We start from the raw sequence: 21,948 nt of genomic DNA, 5'->3' as shown, positions 1-21,948 counted from the left end.
TACAACCTAGCCAGCGGCTACCCTAGGCGGGTACCAGCACGGTACTTTGCTGGCCTCAACCAGCTAGCCTGGTATTTTCGCTCCCTCCTTTTACCAAGCGCCGTTTGTTATGCCCGTTTCGCTTCCCACCCGATTAGCCAGTTTAGTGGCGGCCAGCCTGCTGGCTAGCTTGCCGGCGCTGGCCCAACAGCCGGCCCAGCGCCTAGGTCTCATTCCGCTGCCTCGCGAGGTGAGCACCCCGGCCGGCACCTACTCGCTGCCCCAGAAAATCAGCATCTACGCCCCCGGCAAAGATGCCCAGAACGTGGCCGGCCTGCTCAAGGAAATGCTGGCGCCGCTCGGCAAAACCGTAACCGTTACTAACAGCGCGGCGGGCGCTCAGATTAAGCTACTCACGGCCAGCACTGTGCCGAGCGCCGAGGGCTACCGGCTAGTGGTCGATAAGGCCGGCGTGCAGCTCACGGCAGCTAGCGGGCCGGGGCTTTTCTATGCCAGCCAGACGCTGCTGCAATTGCTGCCGCCGCGGCCCAGCGCCAGCAGCAGCCTGCCCTACGTGCGCATCGCCGACGAGCCGTCCTTTCAGTGGCGCGGCTTGCACCTTGACGTGAGCCGCCACTTCTTCTCGGTCGATTTCGTGAAGAAGTACATCGACTTTCTGGCTAGCTACAAGCTCAATACCTTTCACTGGCACCTGACCGACGACCAGGGCTGGCGCATCGAAATCAAGAAATACCCCAAGCTCACCCAAATAAGCTCTGTCCGCAAGGAAACGCTGATTGGGGCGCAGCAAACGTTTAAAAAACCTTCGGACTTTAAGTACGACGGCCAGCCCTACGGCGGTTTTTACACCCAAGACCAGATTCGGGATGTAGTGGCCTACGCCAAGCGCCGCTACGTCACCATCGTGCCCGAAATCGAGATGCCCGGCCACTCGGTGTCAGTGCTGGCGGCCTACCCCGAGTTGGCTTGCAAGCCCAGCACCTACACCCCCTGGACGATGTGGGGCGTGAACGAGGACATTGTGTGCCCAACCGAGCCCACCTTCCGCTTTTTCGAAGATGTGCTTACCGAAGTAGCGGCCCTGTTTCCGGGCAAGTACGTGCACATTGGCGGCGACGAGGCACCTAAAACCCGCTGGAAGGAAAGCGCCGCCGTACAAGAAATCATGAAGCGCGAAGGCTTTACTGATGTTGAGCAGGTGCAGGGCTGGTTCAACCGCCGCATCGAGAAATTCTTGGCCACCAAGGGCAAAAAGCTCATTGGTTGGGATGAAATCTTGGAAGGTGGCATCGACGCTAGCGCCACCGTGATGAGCTGGCGCGGCGAAAAAGCGGGCATCGAAGCCGCCAAGCACGGCAACGACGTGGTGATGTCGCCCGCCGGCTACCTCTACATCGACGCCGGCCAAAATCCCGTGCCCCACAGCCCCAACGAGCCGCTGCACATTTCGGGCTACCTGCCGCTAGATAAAATCTACAACTACAACCCGCTGCCCGCCGAGCTGACGCCCGCGCAGCAAAAGCACATCCTAGGTCCGCAGGCCAACCTCTGGACTGAGTATGTTGAGACGCCCAACAAAGTCGAGTACATGCTGTTCCCGCGCTTGCTGGCCGTGTCGGAAGTGGCCTGGACGCCGGCAGCCCGCAAAAGCTACCCCGAGTTTGTGCCGCGCATGAGCCAGCACTTCGCCCGCCTCGACGCCAAAAAGGTCAACTACCGCGTGCCCGAGCCCCTAGGTCTCGATAGCGTAAACATGGTGAAGCAAGGCGGCAAAGCCGTGTTCACACTGCGCTCGCTGGTGCCCGGCGCCCAAATCCGCTACACCCTCGACGGCCTCATGCCCGACGAAACCACCACGCTGTATACCAAGCCACTATCGGTGCCGACGGGGCAGCAACTTCTGGTGCGGGCCGTCACCATCGCGCCCAACGGCCGCAAGAGCCCACCCGCCGAGTTTATTGTGAAGTAAAAACTGTAGCTTGGACTCTGCGAGTCCGAGAGCGAGCGTAGCGAGCATCGACGTTAGATGCTATTGAGTAGCGTACCTAGACCCGGGATGCTCGCTGCGCTCGCCCTCGGACTCGCAGAGTCCAAGCTACTTCTCTCGTTTAGTTTTTGATAGCTCGCAGCATACCCGCCAGGGTCGGCGCGGAGTACACCTTGCCCCGCGACACTACGGCGGAGATTTTGCGGGCGTTAGCTACGTTGACCAGCGGGTTGGCGGTCAGCAACAACAGGTCAGCGTCTTTGCCCACGGCGATGGTGCCGGTGCGGTCGGCCACGCCCATAAACCGCGCGCCATTGAGGGTGGTGGCCCGCAGGGCTTGTGCAGGCGTGAGGCCGGCTTGCACCAGTTCGCGCAGCTCGTCGTGCAGCGAGGCGCCGGGGTACGTGTAAGAGTTGAAGGGCCCGCTATCGGAGCCGGCCAAGATGGTGACGCCGGCGGCCTGCATCTGCGGCACGAGGGTCATGAACTTGGCTTCGAGCTTTTGGGTGAAGGCCCGGGCGGCGGCCGACTGTTGCCGGGCGCTGGCCTGCCGCTTGGCGTAGGTACGCTGAATTTTGGGGTCGATATAAGCCAGCAACGTATCGTGGGCGTGGTCGGTGGTGCCTAGGTTGGCCAGCGTGTTGCCGATGGCCAGCGTGGGCACGGCGGCTGTGTGGTGCGCCGCCATCTGCTGGAAAATGCGGGCCGCGGCGGCTAGGCTATAGGTGTCATACACGGCCGGCAGCATTGCAAACAGCCCTAGGGGCTTGGAAGTGTTCAAGCTGGCGCGCACCAGCGCCGTGAGGCTGTCTTCCTTGCCCGAGCAGGCTTTGAAGACATAGTACAGATGCTCGGTGGCGTCGAGGCCACGGTTCACGGCTTCGCCCAGTGTCACCGAATAGGGCATGTGACCGGTGGTTTTCATGCCCCGCGCCTCGGCCTGGGCGATGGTGCTGAGGTAGGCCTCGCCCGAGATTTTGCTGTCGTAAATCTTGACGTAATCCACCTTCAGCCGTTGCAGCGAGTCGAGGGCCTTGCCGACTTGGGCGGGCGTGGTCACCTCTAGCGAGCCAGGCCAAGTGCCGCCCGGCCCGTCAATCTTGGGCCCCGAGGTGAAGAGGCGCGGGCCGGCCAGCGTGCCCGCCGCCTCTTCGCGCCGCCACTGGAAGATGTGCGGCGTGAGGTCGCCGCCGCAGTCGCGCACCGTTGTGATGCCGTGGGCCAGGTACAGCGTCAGACTCTTTTTATTGGCCGCCGCTAGGCTGTCGCCGCCCCGAAAGTGCACGTGCATATCCCAGAGGCCCGGCATGAGGTAGCGGCCGGTGCCGTCAATAGTTTGCTGGGCGGCGTACTGGGCTTTGCTAGCCGGCTCTAGGCGCACGATTTTGCCCTTTGCCACGGCCACTACTTGGTTGGGGCGCAGGCGGCCGGTTTCCACATCTACTATCGTTACGTGGTTGATAACTACGTCGTAGCTGGTAGGCGGAGCGGGTCGGTGCCCAAAGGCAGTCAGCAGCGCGGCAGCGCCTAGGCCCAGGAACAGAAAAGAACCTTTCATAAGCCGCAAGTAAACGCCTAGGGCGGCAACTGCGGCTGGGCTCGTGCCCGCCTCATGAAATCACGCCGGCCGAGGCCTCTGCCTAGGCTACTGGCAGGTGCGTTGTGATGGCGATGCGGTTCCAGGCATTGATGGTGATGGCGGCCATGATGGCCTGAGCCACCCGCTGCTCGCCCAGCACGGCCACCGCCTGCTGGTACGTGGCCTCCGATACGCCGCCTTTGCTGATGAAGGTAATTTCCTCGGTGAGGGCCAGTAAGGCTTGCTCCTCGGGGGTGAAGAGGCTGGTTTCGCGCCAGGCATTGAGCAAGTACAGGCGCTGCTCGGTTTCGCCATCGTGCCGGGCTTCACGGGTGTGCATATCCAGGCAAAAGGCGCAGCCGTTGAGCTGCGAGGCGCGCACTTTCAGCAGGTGTTTTTGGATGGGCGTAAGCTGGGTGGTACCTAGGTATTTTTCGAGGGCAAACATGGCCTTGTAGGCTTCGGGGGCGACATGCTGCAAATTGAGGCGCTGGCTCATAAGAGGCTGGGGGTGATTGAGTACGCAGCAAAATTCCGCTTGCCTCACCCCTCTTCTCCTTAACCTAGGTTAAGAAATACGGCCCGGCTAGCCAGCGCTGGCTTTGGCCCTCACCTTACTCAGAAACTCGGGCGTGCAGCCTAGGTACGAGGCCAGCATATACTGCGGAATGCGCTGCACAAACCCCGGAAACCACGTGCTAAACTGCTGGTAGCGCTCTTCCAGCGACTGCCCGTGGTGGTATACCCAGCGCATCTGGTCGGCGGCGGCGGCCCGCTGCAGCACCAGCCGAAAGTAGCGCTCTAGTGCGGGCACCTGCGCCAGCAGCGCCTCCTGCTGCGGATAGCTCAGCACCGCCACCGTGGTCGGCTCCACGGCCTGAATATAGAATTCCGACGGCCGCTGGCTGAGCAGGCTGGTGTAGTCGGCCAGCCACCAGTTTTCGAGCGCGAACCGTGTAATTTGCTCGGCCCCCTTCTCGGTAACGAAGTACAGCCGCAGGCACCCTTGCAGCACGAAGTAGCTGGCGGCGCAGGGCTGCCCGGCTTCGAGCAAATGCGCCTTGCGCGGGAGCGCCTACCGGGTGAAATACTCGCCCACCAGTTGTGCCTCGGCCGGCGTAAGGGCCACGTAGCGCGCAATGTGGGCGAGTAATTCGGGGTACATCTTTGAATGAAATAACTTCCCACGCTTTGAGCTAAAAAGCAGCCTAGGCGCTACCTAGGAGCCCAAAATTGCCTGCAAGCTCGGCTCACTCTACTACTTAAGGTCGTCGTAGCCACCGCCATTCACGACGTGGCGGAAGCCTTTCTGATACATGATGTCGGCGGCCTTGCTGCTGCGCTTGCCCGAGCGGCAGTACACCACGTAGGTTTTGCTGGTGTCGAGCTTGGCCACTTGCTGAGCGAAGTTGTCGTCGTTCACGTTCAGGTTTTGGGCGGGCTGCAGGTGCCCTAGCATGTACTCGGGGGACGTGCGCACGTCTAGCACCTGGGTGCCCGGCTGCTTGAGCAGTTCCTTAGCCCTGGGGGTGTTGATAGTGGCCGTGGGGGCCAGCTGGGCCGGAGCATCGGCCGTGGCCGCGGGGGCTGGCGAAATGGCGGTCGTAGTTTGCGGGGCCGACTGGTTGCAGGCCGTGGCCAGCCCAGCCACTAGCAGGAAAGCATACTTTTTCATATTCACAAAAATACCTGTTTAGTGCTACCAACCGGCCGACGCTATCTAACTAAACCAAGCAGCTGTTCAATCGCTTTTGAATTTACGCAGCTACTCCGCGCCCTAGGTCGCTTCCACGAGGCCAGTGCCGCCGAAGCGGTCGAAGCGGACTGACCGGAGCCTTGCCTAGGTTTGTTGTGCCGGGCAGCTGGCTGCTTAGCAGGTCCACTTAGTGCACAGCGCTAACAAAGTACCTTCGCCAGCCTTTCAGCGCCTTTTCCTCATGAACCGCATCGACCGCCTGTTTGGCATGACTACCCTGCTGCAAGCTCGTCGCTATACCTCGGCCGAGCGACTAGCCGAGCAGTTCGGCATCAGCGTACGCACGGTGTACCGCGACATTAAGGCCCTGGGCGAGCAGGGCATTCCAGTCGGCTTTGAGGTGGGACGCGGCTACTTTCTGGTGCAGGGCTATTTCTTGCCGCCGGTCAGCTTTACCCCCGACGAAGCCAATGCCTTGCTGCTGCTCGAAACCCTAGGCGCTACCCTGGCCGATGGCTCCATTCAGCCACATACGGCCGCGGCATTGCAAAAGGTGCGCGCCGTGCTGCGCCCGGCCGACCAGGACCGGCTGGCGGAATTGGCCAGCCGCATCATGCTGCACGTGCCCGAGTATGCCGAAAGCCACACGGCTCACTTGGCCACTATTCAAGCGGCCATCGCCAACGGGCGAGTGCTGGAGGTGGACTACCAGGACAAGAACGGCGGCAGCAGCCGGCGCCGGGTCGAGCCCATTGGGCTGGTGTTTTACAATTTCACGTGGCACTTCATTGGCTGGTGCCAGCTGCGGCAGGCGTACCGCGACTTCCGGGTGTCGCGGGTGCAGCACCTCGCGGCCACTACCCTACCCTTTGCCCACTCGCCGCAGCTTACGCTGGCCGACTACCTCGCCACCCTAGGTCTGCCGCGCACAGCGTAATTTTTTTTATAGGGCCGAAATGGACTGCCATAGGGCTGTCAGTGGGGGTGCCGCTCTTTGTGGCATCATCATTTATTTCTCAAGCCCCATGCAGTTCGCTTCCGTCCGCCTCATCACCGCCGACCTCCCGCGCCTCGTTGAGTTCTACGAGCAAGCCACCGGCCTCCCCGCCACGCGCTACACCCCCGACTTTGCCGAGCTACCCACGCCGGGCTCGACGCTGGCCATCGGCAGCCTGCGCACGCCCGAGCTATTTGGCGATGCGCACACGACGGCCGCCGCCAACCGCTCGGCCATTATCGAGTTTCACGTCGCCGACGTGGATGCCGACTACCAGCGCCTGGCCGACCTACTAGCCCCCACCCTGGTGCAGGCGCCCACCACCATGCCCTGGGGCAACCGCTCGCTGCTCTTCCGCGACCCCGACGGCAACCTAGTCAACTTCTTCACGCCCGTAACGCCGGCCGCGCAGCAGCGGTTTGCTAAGCAGGCGGCAGCTTAAAAAGCCTTAAAAATCAGAAATGTCATGCTGAGCTTGCGAAGCATCTTATCACGTTGGGTTAACTACCCATGACGTGATAAGATGCTTCGCAAGCTCAGCATGACATTTCTATAGATAAGGTACCCTAGGGCCTTTATCCCAAGTACGCCATGTCCTCGGCGCTCAGCTCGATGTCGGCGGCGGCTAGGTTTTCGCGCAGGTGAGCCACCGACGAAGTGCCGGGAATGGGCAGCAGCAGCGGCGACTTGTGCAGCAGCCAGGCAATGTTGAGTTGGGCTTCGGTCACGCCTTTTTGCTGGGCTAGCTCGGCGAGCTTGTTGCCCGCGTTGGGCAGGCCGTGCACCAGCGAGAAAAAGGGTACGAAGGCGATGCCGTGCTGCTCGCACAGCGGCAGTACTTCGCCGCCGCGGGTTTCGCCGTGGCCATCGTTCATCGTGGTGCGCTGGGCGTAGCTGTACATGTTTTCCACGCTGGCTACTTCGCCCATACCTAGGGCGGCGGTCAGCTCTTCGGGGGTGACGTTGCTTACGCCCACGTGCTGGATTTTGCCCTCGCGCTGCATATCGTACATGGCGCCCATCGACTCTGCGAAGGGCACCTCGGCGCCCGGCATCACACGGAAGTGCACCAATTGCACGGCCTCTTGCTTGAGGGTGCGCAGGTTGCGCTCGATGCTCTGGCGCAGCTGCTCGGGCCGGTTGAAGGGCGGCCAGCTTTTGTCGACGGGGTTGCGGGTGGCGCCTACCTTGGTGCAGATTACTAGGTCTTTGTTGTAGGGGTAGAGCGCCTCGGCAATAAGCCGGTTGGTGATGTCGTCGCCGTAGTAGTCGGCGGTGTCGATGAAGGTAACGCCGTTGGCGACGGCGGTTTTTAGCACTTCCAGGGCCTGCGGCCGGTCGGCGGGCTCGCCCCAGATGCCGGGGCCGGTGAGGCGCATGGTGCCGTAGCCCAAGCGGTTGACGGTGAGCGGCTGAGCCGACGTGGGGGCAATGGTGAGGATACTAGACATGAGAGAGAAGAGAATAAAGAAATTTATAGGCGAGCAGTCCGCACAGGTTAGTTACCAAGGCGTAGGGCCTTCTTCGCTGAAGAACTGGCCAGTGGGGCCATCGGGCGGCAGCGTGGCGTATTTCACTAGCACCTGCGCGGCGTGGGCTGGCGAGTGGCCTTGGTGCCTGGTAAAATCCGTGGCCGTGTAGCCGGGGTTTACCGAATTGACCTTGATGGCCGTGTCGCGCAGCTCGTAAGCCAGGCAGATAGTCCAGGCATTGACCATCGCCTTAGAGGTGGTGTAGGCCACGGGCTTTACCTGGTAATACTCCCAGGCGGGGTCGGCTTGCAGCGTCAGCGAGCCAATGCTGGACGATACATTGACGATGCAGGCCTGTGGTGCCAGCCGCAGCAGCGGCAAAAACGCCTGCGTGGTGCGTACCACTCCGTAGAAGTTGGTGGCGAAGAGCGACTCGATGGCGTCGAGCGGAATGGTGGAGGGCTGGTGGGCGAGATTGCTGGGAATACCGGCGTTGTTGAGGAGCGCATCTAGCTGCGGCGTGCGCTGGCGCACCACTTCTACTGCCCGCCGCACCGACTCGTCGCTGGTTACGTCCAGCTCCACAGCTTGCACCTGGCTTAGGCCCACCGCCTGTAGTTGCTGCTGCGCCTGCTGGCCCTTGGCCGCATCGCGGCTACCTAGGAACACGAAGTAACCGGCTTGCAGCAGTTGCTGAGCAGCTTCGTATCCAATTCCCTTGTTAGCACCAGTGATGAGAGCGTATTTCATATAAAATTGAGTGCAAGAACCCGCGTCGCTGTAGCAGCACAAAAGTGCGGGTTACTCCAGCAGTGGGTATGGTGAATACTTCACTTTCTACGGAAGCCTCACCTTACTCGCTGCTCCGTAGTTGCCGCTTGCCCGAATACTAGCTGCGGCACCAGCGCCACTAGCCTAGCGCTGCGACATAACTGCAGTGTATCAGGTGCGCTGCCTTACCTCAGCCAGCCTTAGGTTACCTTTCTTTACCAAGGGCTAATGCCGGTTTCGGGCGCGCTGTCGTCGCTGAAGAACTGGCTAGTGGGGCCATCGGGCCCTAGGGTGGCGGCCTTTACCAGGCGGGCAGCGGCCTCTTGTACGGTGCCGGGGCCGCTGTGGTGGTTGAAGTCGGTGGCGGTGTAGCCAGGGTCTACTGCATTGACCTTGAAGGGCGTGTCGCGCAGCTCGTAGGCCAGCATGATGGTGTAGGCATTCAGCGCTGCCTTAGAAGGCTGGTAGGCGGCCCCTTTCACGTGGTAGTACTTCCAGGTGGGGTCGTTGTGCAGCGTGAGCGAGCCCAGGCCGGACGTGACGTTGACGATGCGCGGCTCAGGCGACTGGCGCAGCAAATCGAGGAACGCCTGCGTGACTTCGACTACGCCAAACACGTTGGTGTCGAACACCTCCTTAATCATGGCTACGCTGGCGCTCGTGGCGGGCTGCACCGGAGTGCCCAGGATGCCGGCGTTGTTGATGAGCACGTCGAGCACGGCCGTTTTTTGCCCTAGGGTTTCGCGGGCGGCAGCTATGGAAGCGCTGTTGGTTACGTCGATAGCGAGTGGCTCTACCTGGGTAAGGCCTTCGGCGTGGAGCTGGTCTACGGCCTGCTGGCCGCGCTCGGCGTCGCGGCTACCTAGGTACACGTAGTAGCCTTGCTGGAGGAGCTGGCGGGCGGCTTCGAAGCCGATGCTCTTGTTGGCGCCGGTGATGAGGACAGTTTTCATGGGGAGGTTTTGTGCGTTGTTTGAACAGCACAAAGGTCCTGGGCGCTGCAAGCGCCGCCGTTACCCATTTTGCGGCTTCACTGGTACATTTTGCGGATGTTGGTTCGGTACTCAGCGGGCGTGGTGCCGGCCTCGCGCTTGAAGAAGCGCGTGAAGTACGAGGCATCCTGAAAGCCTAGGTCGTAGGCGATTTCCTTGAGTGGCTGCTGGGTGTGCAGCAGCAGGCGCCGGGCCTCTAGCACCAGCCGCTCGTGCAGGTGCTTGATGGCGGGCCGCCCGGTCTGAGCCTTAATCACTTCGCTTAGGTGCCCGGCCGAAATATGCAGCTGCGTGGCGTAGGCGCTCACCTCGTGCACTTCCCGAAAGCACTCTTCCACCTTGGCCTGGTAGGCGCGTAGCAGGCGCTGGTCGGGCGTGGGCTCGGCTTCGGCGTACTGCGCGGTGTAGAGGCGGCTCAGGAAGGTGAGCAGCACTGTGAGGTAGGCCCCCAGCATACGCTGCTGCCACTCGCCGGGACGCTGATACTCAGCCTCTAGCTGAGCCAACAGCGCCTCCACCGTGTCGGCTTCGGCGGCCGTCAGGCGCAGTTCGTGGCCGTGGTGCGGGTTCTGCACAATGGGCAGCGTGCGCAGCTCGGCGTGCTGGGCCACAAACTCAGGCGTAAACTCCAGGTGCGTGCCCCAAAAGGGCGTAGGCTCCTCCTTCACCAGTATTTGGCCCGGCTCGGAGAAATACACGGTATTGGGACGGTGCTCGTAGGGCGTGAGGTCGGCCCAGTGCCGCCCATGGTTTTGGCGCACAAACACCAGCAGATAATACGCCTTGCGGTGCGGCAGCAGCATGTCGGCTTCAATCACGGTGCCGCCCTCCGACCGCGCCATCGTGAAAGTTTCCGGGCCGTTGCCCTTGAATGGGTGTACCGGCACCGGCGGCCGGCTAGTGAGCGTCTGCATATCCCCGAAACTATCAACCGGGCCGGAAGTTGGCTAGCCCGGTTTGCACTTAGGTGCTGCTACCGCCTGGCAGCGGACCTAGGCGGTGAGCTGCTGCAAGCGCAGGTGCTGCAAAAGCATAATGGTTTTGCCATCCTGGATTTCGCCAGTACCTACCATCGCTAAGGCCTGGGCTAGGGGAAGTTCTAGCACGTCAATCTCTTCTTCCTCGATGCCGCCGCCCCCACGCCGCTCGGTGGCCGCCGAATAGTCAGCTAGGTAGAAATACAGCCGCTCGGTTACCGAGCCGGGACTCATGTAGGCTTCCATCACCTTGCGCACCGACGTCAGCCGGTAGCCGGTTTCTTCTTCGGTTTCGCGCAAAATGGCGGCCTCGGGCTGCTCATCGTCGAGCAGGCCCGCACAGGCTTCAATCAGCATGCCGGTGGGGTTGCCATTGATGAAAGTGGGCAGCCGAAACTGCCGGGTGAGAATAACCGTGTCGGCGGCCGGGTTGTGCAGCAAAATGACGGCCCCGTTGCCCCGGTCGTAGGCCTCGCGCGACTGCGTTTCCCAGGCGCCATTTTTTCGCTGGTAGTCAAAGGTGAATTTGCGCAGTGTGTACCAATTACTGGACAGCGTGACTGGTTCGTGCAGCCGAATACGTTCATTCATGATGAAAAAATTGTTCGTTTATGTTTGAGTATATTCCTTTGTGATTGTCTATATGCAAGTAAGGCCCCAGCCATGAATTTCCAATTGCGTAAGCAGTATTTGCTAGCTACCCTGGCTCAGCTCGGCAGCCTCGATGTTACCGCCGCCGCCCAACAGCTCAGGACGACTCCCCTCACCATCCGCCGCGATTTAACCCAACTGGCGGCCGAGGGCCTGGTGGTGCGCACGCACGGCGGGGCCGTGCTGCCCGACGTGGTCAAGAACCCAGTGGCCTTCGCTCGTAAGTCAACTAGCCACGCCGCCGAAAAGGCGGCCATCTGCCAGCTGGCCGCCGCCCAAATTGCCGCTGGCGACACCATTTTTATTGACTGCGGCAGCACCACCTTCCCGCTTTGTCCACTTATTCGCCATCTCCAGCTGCGGGTGGTCACCAACTCGCTACCCGTACTGTCCGAACTGGTGGGCTCGGCCGTGCAGGTGGTGCTACCTGGCGGCGAAGTAGATGCGAAGCGCCAAGCCCTACACGGCACGGTGGCCGTAGAGCAGCTCAGGCGCTACCGCGTAGATAAGGCCTTCCTAGGGGTCGATGGCCTCTCCTTGCAACGCGGGCTGAGCGCCAACAGCGAGGTCGAAGCTGCCACTAGCCTGGCCGTGGCCGAGGCGGCAGGCCATGTGTATTTGCTGTGCGACGCTAGTAAGCTAGAGCAGGACAAGTACCTGCAATTCGCTCCTCTCTCCCTCGTCAACACCCTCATCACGGACGCCCGCGCCCCCGCCGATTTGCTAGCCCGATATCAGGAAGCCGGCCTAACAGTGCTCACTCCTTAATCCATAAAAACACGCCAGCCGCTACCTAGGACAGTAGCGGCTGAGTTCAGGAGGGTGGTCGGGCTGCTTCTGCTATTACGCCGCCCGCCTAGGGCTGCGGCTCTGTTTCAAGCTAGTGCTGGGGTAGCCGTGGCGGCAGCTTCTTTGCCCGCCCGGCCCAGGTGCGTGTCTTGGAAGCCAGTGGCGTACTTGAGGCCGTAGCCCAACAGACGGTCGAAAGCGCTGTGAAACAGCAGTACGGTGCCGGCCAATACCAGCAGGGGCAGCCCCAGCGCCCAGCCCGCTACCCCTACGACTATAGCCAGGGCCTTGTGGTGGGCTAGGTTGTAGCTGGCGGCGCCCACGCGCGGGCCAGCTAGGTAGCCCAGCATGCTCAGGTCGGGCAGCAAAAAGGTGGCGGGCAGCACCCACCAGGCATAGGGCAGGTGGGCAAATACAAATACGGCCAGCAGCAATTCGGCCAATTCTTCGAGTTTCAGTAGGGTTTTCATGGGCGTAAGCGGGGGGATTGAAGTGGTGAAAATCAATACCCAAAATTCCGCTGGTCCCTAGGTCCCCGACGATAACAAAAGATAAGAAATACCTCCCCCGCTGCTACTTCTCCCGCGCCACCCGCGCCCGAATGCGACTCAGCGACACCGGCGTGACGCCTAGGTAATTGGCCACCAAGTGCTGCGGTATGCGCTCCAGTATTTTGGTTTTGCCGCTGGCTAGCAGCGCCTGGTAGCGCTCTTCGGGCGAAAGCATGAGTTGCTCGACGAGGCGGGCATCGGTGCCCAGCAGGTGGTACTCGGCCATCACCCGCCCAAACCGCTCGTAGGCCGGGCACTCGTCGTAGAGTTGCCGCAGCACCGCGTAGTCGAACACCAGCAGGTCGGTATCGGTGAGAGCCTGAATATTGAGCCCGCTCGGCTGGCCCGTCAGACAGCTCGGGTAGTCGCCCAGCAGGTGGTTTTCGAAGAAGAAGTACGTGGTGCGCTCCTCACCACTCGGCCGCAGGTAGTAGAGGCGGCAGCTGCCCTGGAGCACCAACGCAATTTCGGGTCGGTGCTCACCGGCCTGCACAAAGTGCTGGCCCCGCCCTAGGTGGCACGGCCGCACGGCCCCGGCCAGTAGCTGCCACTCGGCATCTGTGAGGGTAGGCACAAAGCGACGCAAATAGGCAAGCAGCGGGTGCATAGGCAGGCAGGGCTAGGCACCAAAGCTACTGCGTAAGCAAGCCGCCGAAACTACTAGCTATTTGGCACCTAAGTTCACGCACCTCCTTGCCTTCCGCAACACGCCAACCGCTAGCCAGGTAGTGACTGGGTGCATAAGAAACAAGTAGCAGTGCACCACACGGGCAACTCTCGACTTACCCTAGGCGAGGCAACTGACGCAGCCGGAGGCGCAGGTACTGCTGTAGCCAAATGGGGTACAGATTATACCCCACATTGAGCAGGCTAAGCAGCCCGGCCCAGCCCCAGTGCCCTAGGGCTACCGCGTAGCCAGTGGTTAGCAAGAAATACACGAGCATCACCCAGTGAAAGCGCTCTAGGTGGTAGCTGGTGCTCACCACCTTGGCTAGGTTGGCCCGCGGGGGCAGATACTGATACTGCGGGTAGCGGTGCCGCAGCAGGCGGTTGACGAGCGTGCCGTGCTGGGTGAGGTGGTTGAGGGCCGGCACCCGCAGCTTGCGGTACACTGCGGGCCGGGCACTCAGTTGCAGGTGCCGCAGCCAGGCCGTGGGCCACGCGTAGACCAGCAGACTAAGGGCAACAAACCCATACAGCCACGGCCGCGCCACGTGCTGGTAGCAAAACACCACCAGGGGCACCAAACTCAGCACCGACCACAGCACATTGGGCACGGCATTGCAGAAGGCCACCACAGCCGGGGAGGGGGTAGCGCGGCGAGGCTCGGCGGCTGGCATATAAGGCTGGGCTAAACAGCTGTAAAGTAGCAACTAGTGCGCATTATTGCGCCGCCACTAGTGCGCACTAGTTGCTTTGCCCTTCCTAGCTGATGGCACGGGGCACAGCCCCGCGCCATCGGCGCATCAAGGTCATTGCCGTTATAGAAAAGCGCTGAGTGGCACGCCGCAGTCGGGAAATGCGCTGCTGAACGGGTAGTGGTGCGCTTCATCCACCAGGCGGGCTGTCACAGGGTTTTGGTGAATATAATCACGCTTCTGGCGCATCCACTCCTCCGAGTTCAGGCTAATGGGGTGGTTGCCTTCTTGCCAGATTTTGAATGCCTGCCCGTGAGGCCGGCCATAAAACTGAAGCAGCCGCAGCAGCCATTCGCGGCGGCTCTCCTGCGGATGCGTCTCGACCAGCGTATATAACCTTTTGGCCGTGTAGCTTTTCAAGTCGCGGACTACGTGCGCCAGCAGACGGTCATCCTCAATCAGGTCGGCAATGATGTGAATGTGACTGGGCATGACGCAGAACGCATACACCCGCAGCCCCTTGTGTCGAATGCAGTACCGCAGACTTTCCAAAAACACCTCGGCATAGTCGGAGCGGGTAAATAAGTCTATCCACCCTACTACCGTTAGGGTCACGAAATACAGTCCTGCTTCGTGCGTTTTGTAGCGTTCCGACATACTGCAAAGGTCAACGCAATTTCTCTCCATTCTTTCTCAGCCGATGACCGATGGCGCGGGGCTGTGCCCCGTGCCGACTATTCGCAGGCCTCTGGCCTGCCACGGCCACCCGCTACCCGCACAACTTACAACGACCGCAGGCCAGAGGCCTGCGAATAATCGGCACGGGGCACAGCCCCGCGCCATCATGAAACAACAGAGAGGCTCCTAGGTGCCGCTAGCGCACGGCCGTGGCTTCCACCTCCACTTTCAGGCCCTTGAAGGCCAAGAAGTTGACTTCGACCATCGTGGCGGCGGCCTGGATGCCGTGCCGGGTTACCCAGTCGGTAAACACGTCGAAGCAGCCGCCTTCGCCAAAGAGCGCGGCCGTGTCGGTGGTGTACAGGCGCAGGTGCACGATGTCGCGGCACTGGTAGCCGGCCGTGGTTACTACCTGCTCCACATTGCCGAGCACTTGCCCGAGCTGGGCGCGCATGTCGGCGGTGCTGGGGTGGCCGTCGGCGTCGATGGCGGCCTGCCCGGCGCAGTAGAGCGTAGCGGCGGGCTGGGTTACTTCTACGGCTTGCTGGTAGGCACTGGGCGCTTGCCACTGCCAGGGGTTGATTGCGCGCTTTTCCATTTCGTAAGCTAGGTTATCGCGCCGGCCCTAGGGCGGCGCGGGGTGAGGTTGCGGGGGCAAAGGTCCCGGCCGGCCCCGCCCGCTACCTGTGACCTAGCGCACTATTTTGGAGGCCGCTCCTGGTCGGCTAGCCGGCTCAGAGTCTCGCGCGATACCCCTAGGTAGGCCGCCAGCAGGGTTTTGGATACCCGCTGCGGCAGCGTGGGGTACTGGCGCAGCAGCCGCTCGTAGCGCTCGCGGGCGGGCAGGGCCAGCAGCGACACAATGCGCTGCTGCGCGGCTATGCCGCCCCGCGCAAACTTGACCAGAAAGAAGCGCGCCATTTGGGGCAATTGCTGGCAGAGGTACTCGTAGCCGGCCAGCGGCAGGCACCACACGGCCGTGTCTTCCAGACATTGCAGCGACAGCGTGGCCGGCGCCTGGGCCAGGTAGGCCGCAAAGTCGCCCTCCCACCAGTCCTCCATGGCTAGCGACACAATGTGGGCCTTGCCGGCCGCATCGGTATGCACCAGCTTCAGCAGGCCCTGCACCACGAAGTACAGCTCGCGCACCCGCTCCCCTTTCCGAATCAAAAACTGCCCCTTGCGCACCTGCCGGCTCGTGAACTGCGCCAGCACCAGCGCAAACTCCTCGTCGGTCAGCGACACAATGCGCTCTAGATGCTCTCGTAACTGCTGCTGCATAGCCCCTACCTACGCAGCCGCCCTAGGTGGGGTATCAGTTGCCCCGCTCGCTAGCCCCCAAAAACACAGCAGCCGCTACCGGGGCGGCAGCGGCTGGATGATACTACAGAACGGCGTAAACGCCTTCAGCTTCTGAGTCTACCAAGTAATCCCCGTAGTCTGCCATTGATGAAAAAGACTTGAGCACATCACACTCAACTACAATGTCAAATTCATCATCTTTTTGGTATTCAAAGGCAACACCGCATCTTGGGCACTCATCATTCTCTAGAATCCCATATACCTTCACTCTAGGCAGGTTAGGTTTCCCATTTTCGTTGTAACCCCATGCTAACGTATCTCCAAGTTTGTACTCCAATTGACGGGTGGCCCCAAACTTAAATTGAATGCGCCCCTCAAACTCTTGCCCACAGTGTGGACATTGAACAGGAACATTTAGAACGTTGAACAAGCCCATGTTTTAAATGAGGTGATAGTGGAATAAACTTCCTTAGTAGCTACCGACAGCAATTAGTAAACTCCAAAAAAGAAAGCTTTGCACACACAGCGTTTAAGCCCTTTTCAGGAACTTTTCTAGGCGTAATCATTCCATGTTTACTGCTTTCTTCCTTTCTTTACAAGACAATTCGAGGCCAACTCAGTTAAACAAATAAGCCACCCAAAAACTTGAGTGGCTTATTACCGAAGGTCATGACATCCTGAATAGCAGGAATCTATTAGTTACAAAGGTCTATAACCCAGCGGGATGCATTCCAGAGCTTCTGGCAAGCTCTACTGAAATCAGTGAGGCCAACTGCTAAAGTTGAGCCACGCTTTATCAGGCGCTGAATTTTTGTCCAATTAATCTTTTGCATGGCGCAGGATTGTTGGAAGTATGAGGTGAACAACCTCGCATGAAACGGAAGGGCTGCAACCCTTCCGTTTTTGCGTTTATACACCCTTACACGGGTCGAACACCCCTAGCCGGAGCTAACGGATACGTGCAAGTGGTTTCGTCTGTCATAGGCAGAAAAATTAAGTAAAGCACACTCAGTATCCCGTTGGCTACGGTATACTGAGTGGTGTTATCAATGCTTACGAACCACACGCCTCGCAGGCGTCGGGGTTATCAAGTGAGCAGGCCATGTCAGCTTGGTTCTGGGCGTACATGGGCTCCAGGGTTTCGGCGGCTTGCTTTTCCACCGTGAACTTGATGGCGTCGGCGGCGGCTTTGGTGCGCAGGTAGTACATACCGGTTTTGAGGCCGCGCTTCCAGCTGTGGAAGTGCATGCTGGTGAGCTTGCCAAAGTTGGGGTTCTGCACGTGCAGGTTCAGGCTCTGGCTCTGGCAGATGTAGGCGCCCCGGTCGGCGGCCATGTCGATGATGGTACGCTGCGAAATCTCCCACACCGTCTTGTACAGGTCCTTGATGTGCTGCGGCACGCGGGCAATGCCCTGCACCGAGCCATTGGCCGCGATGATGTCCTGCTTCATCTGCTCGTTCCAGAGGCCCAGCTTCACGAGGTCCTTCAGCAGGTGCTTGTTCACCACCATAAACTCGCCGCTGAGCACCCGCCGCACATAAATGTTGCTGGTGTAGGGCTCAAACGACTCGTTGTTGCCCAGAATCTGGGCGGTGCTGGCGGTAGGCATGGGGGCTACCAGCAGCGAGTTGCGCACGCCGTGCTCCACTACCTGGCCACGCAACGTTTCCCAGTCCCAGCGGCCCGACTTGGGCGTCACGCCCCAGAGGTCAAACTGGAACTTGCCCTCGCTCAGGGGCGAGCCGGGGAAGGTTTCGTAGGCGCCCTCCTTCTTGGCAAGGTCCATCGAAGCCGTCATGGCCGCGAAGTAAATCGTCTCGAAGATGTCCTCGTTCAGGCCCTTAGCTTCGTCGCTCTCGAAGGGCATGCGCAGGGCAATAAACGTATCGGCCAAGCCCTGCACGCCCAGCCCGATGGGGCGGTGGCGGAAGTTGGAGCGCTCGGTTTCGGGCACCGGGTAGTAGTTCACGTCGATTACCTTGTTGAGGTTCAAGGTAGTCTGGTACGTGATGTCGTAGAGCGTCTTGTGGTCGAAGGTCAGGTTGCCCTGGGCATCTTCCACGAGGTAGCGGGGCAGCGCCAGCGAGGCGAGGTTGCACACCGCAATCTCGTCCTTGTCTGTATACTCCATAATCTCGGTGCAGAGGTTGCTCGACTTAATTGTGCCTAGGTTCTGCTGGTTGCTCTTGCCGTTGGCGGCGTCCTTGAAGAGCATGTAGGGCGTGCCCGTCTCAGTCTGGCTTTCCAGGATGTGGAACCACAGCTCCTGCGCCTTAATGGTCTTGCGGCCGCGGCCCTCGCGCTCGTACTTGGTGTAGAGCTTCTCAAACTCGGGGCCCCAGGTGGTGTCGAGGCCGGGGCACTCGTGGGGGCACATCAGCGTCCAGTCGCCGTTGGCTTCCACGCGCTTCATGAACAAGTCAGGCGTCCAGAGGGCGTAAAACAAGTCGCGGGCGCGCATTTCCTCCTTGCCGTGGTTCTTCTTCAAGTCCAGGAATTCGAAAATGTCTGCGTGCCAAGGCTCTAGGTAGATAGCGAAGGCGCCCTTGCGCTTGCCGCCGCCCTGGTCCACGTAGCGGGCCGTGTCGTTGAATACCTTCAGCATCGGCACCAGGCCGTTGGAGTTGCCATTGGTGCCCTTGATATAAGAGCCCGTGGCGCGCACGTTGTGCACGGCCAGGCCGATGCCGCCCGCGCTCTGCGAAATCAGCGCGCAGTCTTTCAGCGTCTCGTAGATACCCTCAATCGAGTCGTCCTTCACCGTGAGCAGGAAGCACGACGACATCTGCGGCTTGGGCGTGCCGGCGTTGAACAGGGTCGGCGTGGCATGGGTCATCCAGCGCTCCGACATCATGTTGTAGGTCTTAATGGCCGAGTCGATGTCCTCCTTGTGGATGCCCACCGACACGCGCATCAGCATGTGCTGGGGCCGCTCTACCACCTTGCCATCGAGGCGCAGCAAGTACGAGCGCTCCAGGGTCTTAAAGCCGAAGAAATCGTAGTTGTAGTCGCGGTCATAAATAATGGCCGAGTCCAGGGTGTGCGCGTGCTTGTGAATCACCTCCCACACGTCCTTGGCAATCAGCGAGGCGTTGTCGCCATTCTTGGGGTCCTCGTAGGTGTAGAGGCGCTTCATGGTGCTCGAAAACGACTTCGACGTCACCTTGTGCAGGTTGCTCACCGCGATGCGGGCCGCCAAGATGGCGTAGTCCGGGTGCCGGGTGGTCAGCGAAGCGGCCGTCTCGGCCGCCAGGTTGTCGAGTTCGACGGTCGTCACGCCATCATAGATGCCGTCGATGACCTTCTTGGCCACCTCGATGGGCGACACATAGTTTTGATTAAGCCCATAGCAAAGTTTTTCAATGCGGGCGGTGACTTTATCGAACTTGACCGACTCACGGCGGCCATCGCGTTTGATTACGAGCATGTTATAAGGAGAGCTTGGGGTAGCGGGGATACTAATCTGGCTGGCTTCTCGGGTGAAGCTGCGGTGCTTTAAAGTCGGAAATTAGTTCCCTTGTTTGGGAGTGCCAAAGGAAATATTTAGAATCTCTCCGCATAGCCTGAAAATGAGGCCGCCCGGCCGTTTTTTTATAAACCGCCGGGCGGCTCGCCCGCTCGTTAAGCTTTTTTTGTGTATATCCAGTTGCCGCTTTTAGCGGCGGCGCACCAGCCACCAGCCGCCGGCCCCCACCGCCAGCACCGCGCCCACCACCAGCGCTACTATAGTTACGGGCGGACCAAAGGCTCTGCACGAGCAGCTCGCAAATACTTGCTTCCCGCCTAGGTGCAGCCGGCGGCGGCAAAAGGCACAAGGCGTGAGGGCGGGGTCAACCTGGCCGGGCAGCGGCCACTTATCAGCAGGAGCAAGCATGGGAATAAGCTAAGCGGCAAAACCAACGGCGGCAGCCACTTGTCAATACCATGTCTCCCTAAAAGGTCACCCCGCCATGCCCGACGCTCGCCCTCCCCTACCGCCCTTCACCTTCGAAACCGCCACCCAAAAAGCCCGCCTCGCCGAAGATGCCTGGAACTCCCGCGACCCCGCCCGCGTGGCCCTGGCCTACACCGAGGCCAGCCAGTGGCGCAACCGCAGCGAGTTCTTTAGCGGCCGCGAAGCCATCCAAAAGTTTTTAACCCGCAAGTGGCAAAAGGAGCACGAGTACCGCCTCATCAAGGAGCTGTGGGCTTTCCACGAAAACCGCATCGCCGTGCGCTTCCAGTACGAGTACCACGACGCGGCGGGCCAGTGGTACCGCGCCTACGGCAACGAGCAGTGGGAATTTGACGCCCTAGGTCTCATGCAGCGCCGCGAAGCCAGCATCAACGACGTAGCCATCGCGGAAGGTGAGCGTAAGTTTCACTGGCCCCTAGGTCCCCGCCCCGCCGACCATCCGGGCCTAACGGAGTTGGGCATGTAGCCTAATAACCACCTACAAATCAGCCACCCATCACACCTGTCATGCTTCGCAGGCTCAGCATGACAGGTGTGATGGGGCGTCAGCCGCATTAGACAAGTAGAAATTCGCGCTCTGGGTTTAGGGTATCAATCAGTGCATCCTTCCTAGCCCGCGTCCAGCCTTTCAGCTCCTTCTCCCGGCTAATAGCTGCCTTAATATCCGTAAACTGTTCGTAGTACAGCAGGTTATAGCAGAAGTATCGACCCGCAAAGGTTTCATTACTACCTCGATTCTCGTAGTGCTGCCCCATACGGCGCGGCAAATCATTCGTTACGCCAATGTACAGCACCATTTTAGCCGGATTGGTCGTGATGTAGACGTAGTAAGCCATAAACAAAAAACTGTCATGCTGAGCTTGCGAAGCATCTTCTCACGGCCGGAACAACCCAATGTGAGAAGATGCTTCGCAAGCTCAGCATGACAGTTTTTGAAACCTAGGAGTTAAGCGACTGGCCTAGAAGTCCTCGTCCATCGAGAACACGTTATCGGCGCGCTCGGTCATTACACCGGCTTTCTGATACTCAGCCACACGCTTCTCGAAGAAGTTCGTCTTGCCCTGCACCGAAATCATTTCCATGAAGTCGAAGGGGTTAGTCGAGTTGTAGATTTTGCCGCAGCCCAGCGACACGAGCAGGCGGTCGGCCACAAACTCGATGTACTGGCTCATGGTGCGAGCATTCATGCCAATGAGGCTCACGGGCAGCGCCTCGGTCACGAACTCCTGCTCAATCGTCACCGCGTCGCGGATGATTTCCTGCACGCGGGCCTCGGGCAATTTATTCTCTAGGTAGCTGTAGAGCAGGCAAGCAAAGTCACAGTGCAGCCCTTCGTCGCGCGAAATCAGCTCGTTCGAGAACGTCAGGCCGGGCATTAGGCCGCGCTTCTTGAGCCAGAAGATGGAGCAGAACGAGCCTGAGAAGAAAATGCCCTCCACAGCCGCGAAGGCAATGAGGCGCTCGGCAAAATTCTCCGAGTTAATCCAGGTCAGCGCCCACTGGCCCTTGCGCTGCACAGCAGGCACGGTTTCGAGGGCGTTAAAGAGATAATCTTTTTCCTTAGGGTCTTTGATGTAGGTATCAATCAACAGCGAATACGTTTCGCTGTGAATGTTCTCCATCATAATTTGGAAGCCATAGAAGCAGCGCGCCTCGGGCATCTGCACTTCCTGCATGAAGTTGATGGCCAGGTTCTCATTTACAATGCCATCGCTGGCGGCGAAGAAGGCCAGCACGTGCTTGATGAAGTGGCGCTCATTGTCATTCAGGCCGTTCCAGTCTTTCTGGTCCTGGCCCAAGTCGATTTCTTCGGCCGTCCAAAACGAGGCTTCTGCCTTCTTATAGAACTCCCACACCTGCGGGTTCTGAATGGGAAAGAGGACAAACCGGTTGGGGTTTTCGGCAAGTAAAGGCTCCATAAGCTAACTGGGTTGCGGGGGATAACGAAGTGCGACGAACAAGAACCAGGCTGAACGGTGGGCGCTAGTGAGCCCGAGGTTAACCTGTGTCTCAAAGATAGCCAAGTAACCTGCGGAAGCAGGATTACGTTTTCTTAAGCCGACTTTTTCAGTGGGCAGGCAGTAGGCTGAGTAATACATGAAGCAAAGCTGCCAAAACCCCGCATTTATAACTACTTATCCACATTTTGAGTGTGGATAACAATAGTTGTCCACAGAAATGGCCTGTAGCT

General features: G+C 59.9%; 24 protein-coding genes and 1 pseudogene. 5 read left to right on the top strand and 20 right to left on the bottom strand.

What is annotated here, in order from left to right:
* The first annotated feature begins 109 nt into the window (after positions 1-109).
* A complete protein-coding gene (locus tag FNT36_RS13365) occupies positions 110-1,969 on the top strand; it encodes a beta-N-acetylhexosaminidase (protein WP_144848396.1) in 1,860 nt (619 codons plus the stop codon).
* A 139-nt stretch (positions 1,970-2,108) separates the two neighbouring features.
* Here the strand turns inward: FNT36_RS13365 and FNT36_RS13360 are convergent, their stop codons facing one another.
* From FNT36_RS13360 to FNT36_RS13345, 4 genes and pseudogenes are all read right to left on the bottom strand, one after another.
* Positions 2,109-3,545, bottom strand: a complete 1,437-nt coding sequence (locus tag FNT36_RS13360) for an amidohydrolase family protein (RefSeq protein ID WP_144848394.1) — start codon at positions 3,543-3,545, stop codon at positions 2,109-2,111.
* Between the two features lie 82 nt (positions 3,546-3,627).
* Entirely contained in the window at positions 3,628-4,065 is a 438-nt protein-coding gene (locus FNT36_RS13355; RefSeq protein WP_144848392.1) for a carboxymuconolactone decarboxylase family protein, read from the bottom strand.
* Positions 4,066-4,152: 87 nt separating this feature from the next.
* Positions 4,153-4,626 (bottom strand): annotated as a pseudogene (locus FNT36_RS13350) (Crp/Fnr family transcriptional regulator); the annotation flags it as partial.
* Between the two features lie 198 nt (positions 4,627-4,824).
* Positions 4,825-5,241 (bottom strand): rhodanese-like domain-containing protein, encoded by a 417-nt coding sequence (locus FNT36_RS13345; protein ID WP_144848390.1) that lies wholly within the window; start codon positions 5,239-5,241, stop codon positions 4,825-4,827.
* 262 nt (positions 5,242-5,503) lie between these two features.
* Between FNT36_RS13345 and FNT36_RS13340 the strand changes: the two genes are divergently transcribed.
* Both FNT36_RS13340 and FNT36_RS13335 read left to right on the top strand, forming a co-directional pair.
* Positions 5,504-6,199 carry a helix-turn-helix transcriptional regulator gene (locus FNT36_RS13340; protein ID WP_144848388.1) on the top strand — a complete coding sequence of 232 codons (696 nt, stop codon included), beginning with the start codon at positions 5,504-5,506 and terminating at the stop codon, positions 6,197-6,199.
* 88 nt (positions 6,200-6,287) lie between these two features.
* Entirely contained in the window at positions 6,288-6,701 is a 414-nt protein-coding gene (locus FNT36_RS13335; protein WP_144848386.1) for a VOC family protein, read from the top strand.
* A gap of 133 nt (positions 6,702-6,834) precedes the next feature.
* On the opposite strand, the gene FNT36_RS13330 is transcribed toward FNT36_RS13335, so the two are convergent.
* The 5 genes from FNT36_RS13330 to FNT36_RS13310 form a co-directional block, all read right to left on the bottom strand.
* Positions 6,835-7,710: an aldo/keto reductase gene (locus FNT36_RS13330; RefSeq protein ID WP_144848384.1), complete on the bottom strand. Its 876-nt coding sequence runs from the start codon at positions 7,708-7,710 to the stop codon at positions 6,835-6,837.
* A 51-nt stretch (positions 7,711-7,761) separates the two neighbouring features.
* Positions 7,762-8,481 carry an SDR family NAD(P)-dependent oxidoreductase gene (locus tag FNT36_RS13325; protein WP_144848382.1) on the bottom strand — a complete coding sequence of 240 codons (720 nt, stop codon included), beginning with the start codon at positions 8,479-8,481 and terminating at the stop codon, positions 7,762-7,764.
* A 236-nt stretch (positions 8,482-8,717) separates the two neighbouring features.
* Positions 8,718-9,455, bottom strand: a complete 738-nt coding sequence (locus tag FNT36_RS13320; RefSeq protein ID WP_144848380.1) for an SDR family oxidoreductase — start codon at positions 9,453-9,455, stop codon at positions 8,718-8,720.
* A gap of 77 nt (positions 9,456-9,532) precedes the next feature.
* Entirely contained in the window at positions 9,533-10,408 is an 876-nt protein-coding gene (locus FNT36_RS13315) for a helix-turn-helix domain-containing protein (protein ID WP_144848378.1), read from the bottom strand.
* Between the two features lie 78 nt (positions 10,409-10,486).
* Positions 10,487-11,062 (bottom strand): NUDIX domain-containing protein, encoded by a 576-nt coding sequence (locus FNT36_RS13310; protein ID WP_144848376.1) that lies wholly within the window; start codon positions 11,060-11,062, stop codon positions 10,487-10,489.
* A 72-nt stretch (positions 11,063-11,134) separates the two neighbouring features.
* On the opposite strand from FNT36_RS13310, the gene FNT36_RS13305 reads away from it, so the two are divergent.
* Positions 11,135-11,890 carry a DeoR/GlpR family DNA-binding transcription regulator gene (locus tag FNT36_RS13305; protein ID WP_144848375.1) on the top strand — a complete coding sequence of 252 codons (756 nt, stop codon included), beginning with the start codon at positions 11,135-11,137 and terminating at the stop codon, positions 11,888-11,890.
* 107 nt (positions 11,891-11,997) lie between these two features.
* Here the strand turns inward: FNT36_RS13305 and FNT36_RS13300 are convergent, their stop codons facing one another.
* From FNT36_RS13300 to FNT36_RS13260, 9 genes are all read right to left on the bottom strand, one after another.
* Positions 11,998-12,381, bottom strand: a complete 384-nt coding sequence (locus tag FNT36_RS13300) for a DUF4260 domain-containing protein (RefSeq protein ID WP_144848374.1) — start codon at positions 12,379-12,381, stop codon at positions 11,998-12,000.
* A 103-nt stretch (positions 12,382-12,484) separates the two neighbouring features.
* Entirely contained in the window at positions 12,485-13,069 is a 585-nt protein-coding gene (locus FNT36_RS13295; protein ID WP_144848373.1) for a Crp/Fnr family transcriptional regulator, read from the bottom strand.
* A gap of 175 nt (positions 13,070-13,244) precedes the next feature.
* Positions 13,245-13,802: a glycosyl-4,4'-diaponeurosporenoate acyltransferase CrtO family protein gene (locus FNT36_RS13290; RefSeq protein WP_144848372.1), complete on the bottom strand. Its 558-nt coding sequence runs from the start codon at positions 13,800-13,802 to the stop codon at positions 13,245-13,247.
* A gap of 141 nt (positions 13,803-13,943) precedes the next feature.
* Entirely contained in the window at positions 13,944-14,477 is a 534-nt protein-coding gene (locus FNT36_RS13285) for an REP-associated tyrosine transposase (protein ID WP_144848371.1), read from the bottom strand.
* A gap of 217 nt (positions 14,478-14,694) precedes the next feature.
* Entirely contained in the window at positions 14,695-15,096 is a 402-nt protein-coding gene (locus FNT36_RS13280) for a RidA family protein (RefSeq protein ID WP_144848370.1), read from the bottom strand.
* Between the two features lie 101 nt (positions 15,097-15,197).
* Positions 15,198-15,779 carry a Crp/Fnr family transcriptional regulator gene (locus tag FNT36_RS13275; RefSeq protein ID WP_144848369.1) on the bottom strand — a complete coding sequence of 194 codons (582 nt, stop codon included), beginning with the start codon at positions 15,777-15,779 and terminating at the stop codon, positions 15,198-15,200.
* 103 nt (positions 15,780-15,882) lie between these two features.
* Positions 15,883-16,236, bottom strand: coding sequence for a hypothetical protein (locus FNT36_RS13270; protein ID WP_144848368.1), 354 nt, complete (start codon positions 16,234-16,236; stop codon positions 15,883-15,885).
* Between the two features lie 617 nt (positions 16,237-16,853).
* Positions 16,854-19,229, bottom strand: coding sequence for a ribonucleoside-diphosphate reductase subunit alpha (locus tag FNT36_RS13265; protein ID WP_144848367.1), 2,376 nt, complete (start codon positions 19,227-19,229; stop codon positions 16,854-16,856).
* A gap of 228 nt (positions 19,230-19,457) precedes the next feature.
* Positions 19,458-19,676 carry a hypothetical protein gene (locus FNT36_RS13260; RefSeq protein ID WP_144848366.1) on the bottom strand — a complete coding sequence of 73 codons (219 nt, stop codon included), beginning with the start codon at positions 19,674-19,676 and terminating at the stop codon, positions 19,458-19,460.
* Positions 19,677-19,752: 76 nt separating this feature from the next.
* On the opposite strand from FNT36_RS13260, the gene FNT36_RS13255 reads away from it, so the two are divergent.
* On the top strand, positions 19,753-20,223 hold the full coding sequence (locus tag FNT36_RS13255) for a nuclear transport factor 2 family protein (RefSeq protein ID WP_144848365.1): 471 nt from the start codon (positions 19,753-19,755) through the stop codon (positions 20,221-20,223).
* An 88-nt stretch (positions 20,224-20,311) separates the two neighbouring features.
* Here FNT36_RS13255 and FNT36_RS13250 read toward each other — a convergent pair whose 3' ends face one another.
* On the bottom strand, positions 20,312-20,593 hold the full coding sequence (locus FNT36_RS13250; RefSeq protein ID WP_144848364.1) for a GIY-YIG nuclease family protein: 282 nt from the start codon (positions 20,591-20,593) through the stop codon (positions 20,312-20,314).
* Between the two features lie 123 nt (positions 20,594-20,716).
* Positions 20,717-21,676 carry a ribonucleoside-diphosphate reductase small subunit gene (locus tag FNT36_RS13245; protein WP_144848362.1) on the bottom strand — a complete coding sequence of 320 codons (960 nt, stop codon included), beginning with the start codon at positions 21,674-21,676 and terminating at the stop codon, positions 20,717-20,719.
* Positions 21,677-21,948: the final 272 nt, after the last annotated feature.

Origin of the sequence: Hymenobacter setariae, assembly GCF_007713685.1 — a bacterium.
Taxonomy (GTDB): Bacteria; Bacteroidota; Bacteroidia; order Cytophagales; family Hymenobacteraceae; genus Hymenobacter; species Hymenobacter setariae.
The sequence above is the reverse complement of the archived record's forward strand: the minus strand, read 5'-3'. Positions and strand labels throughout refer to the sequence as shown.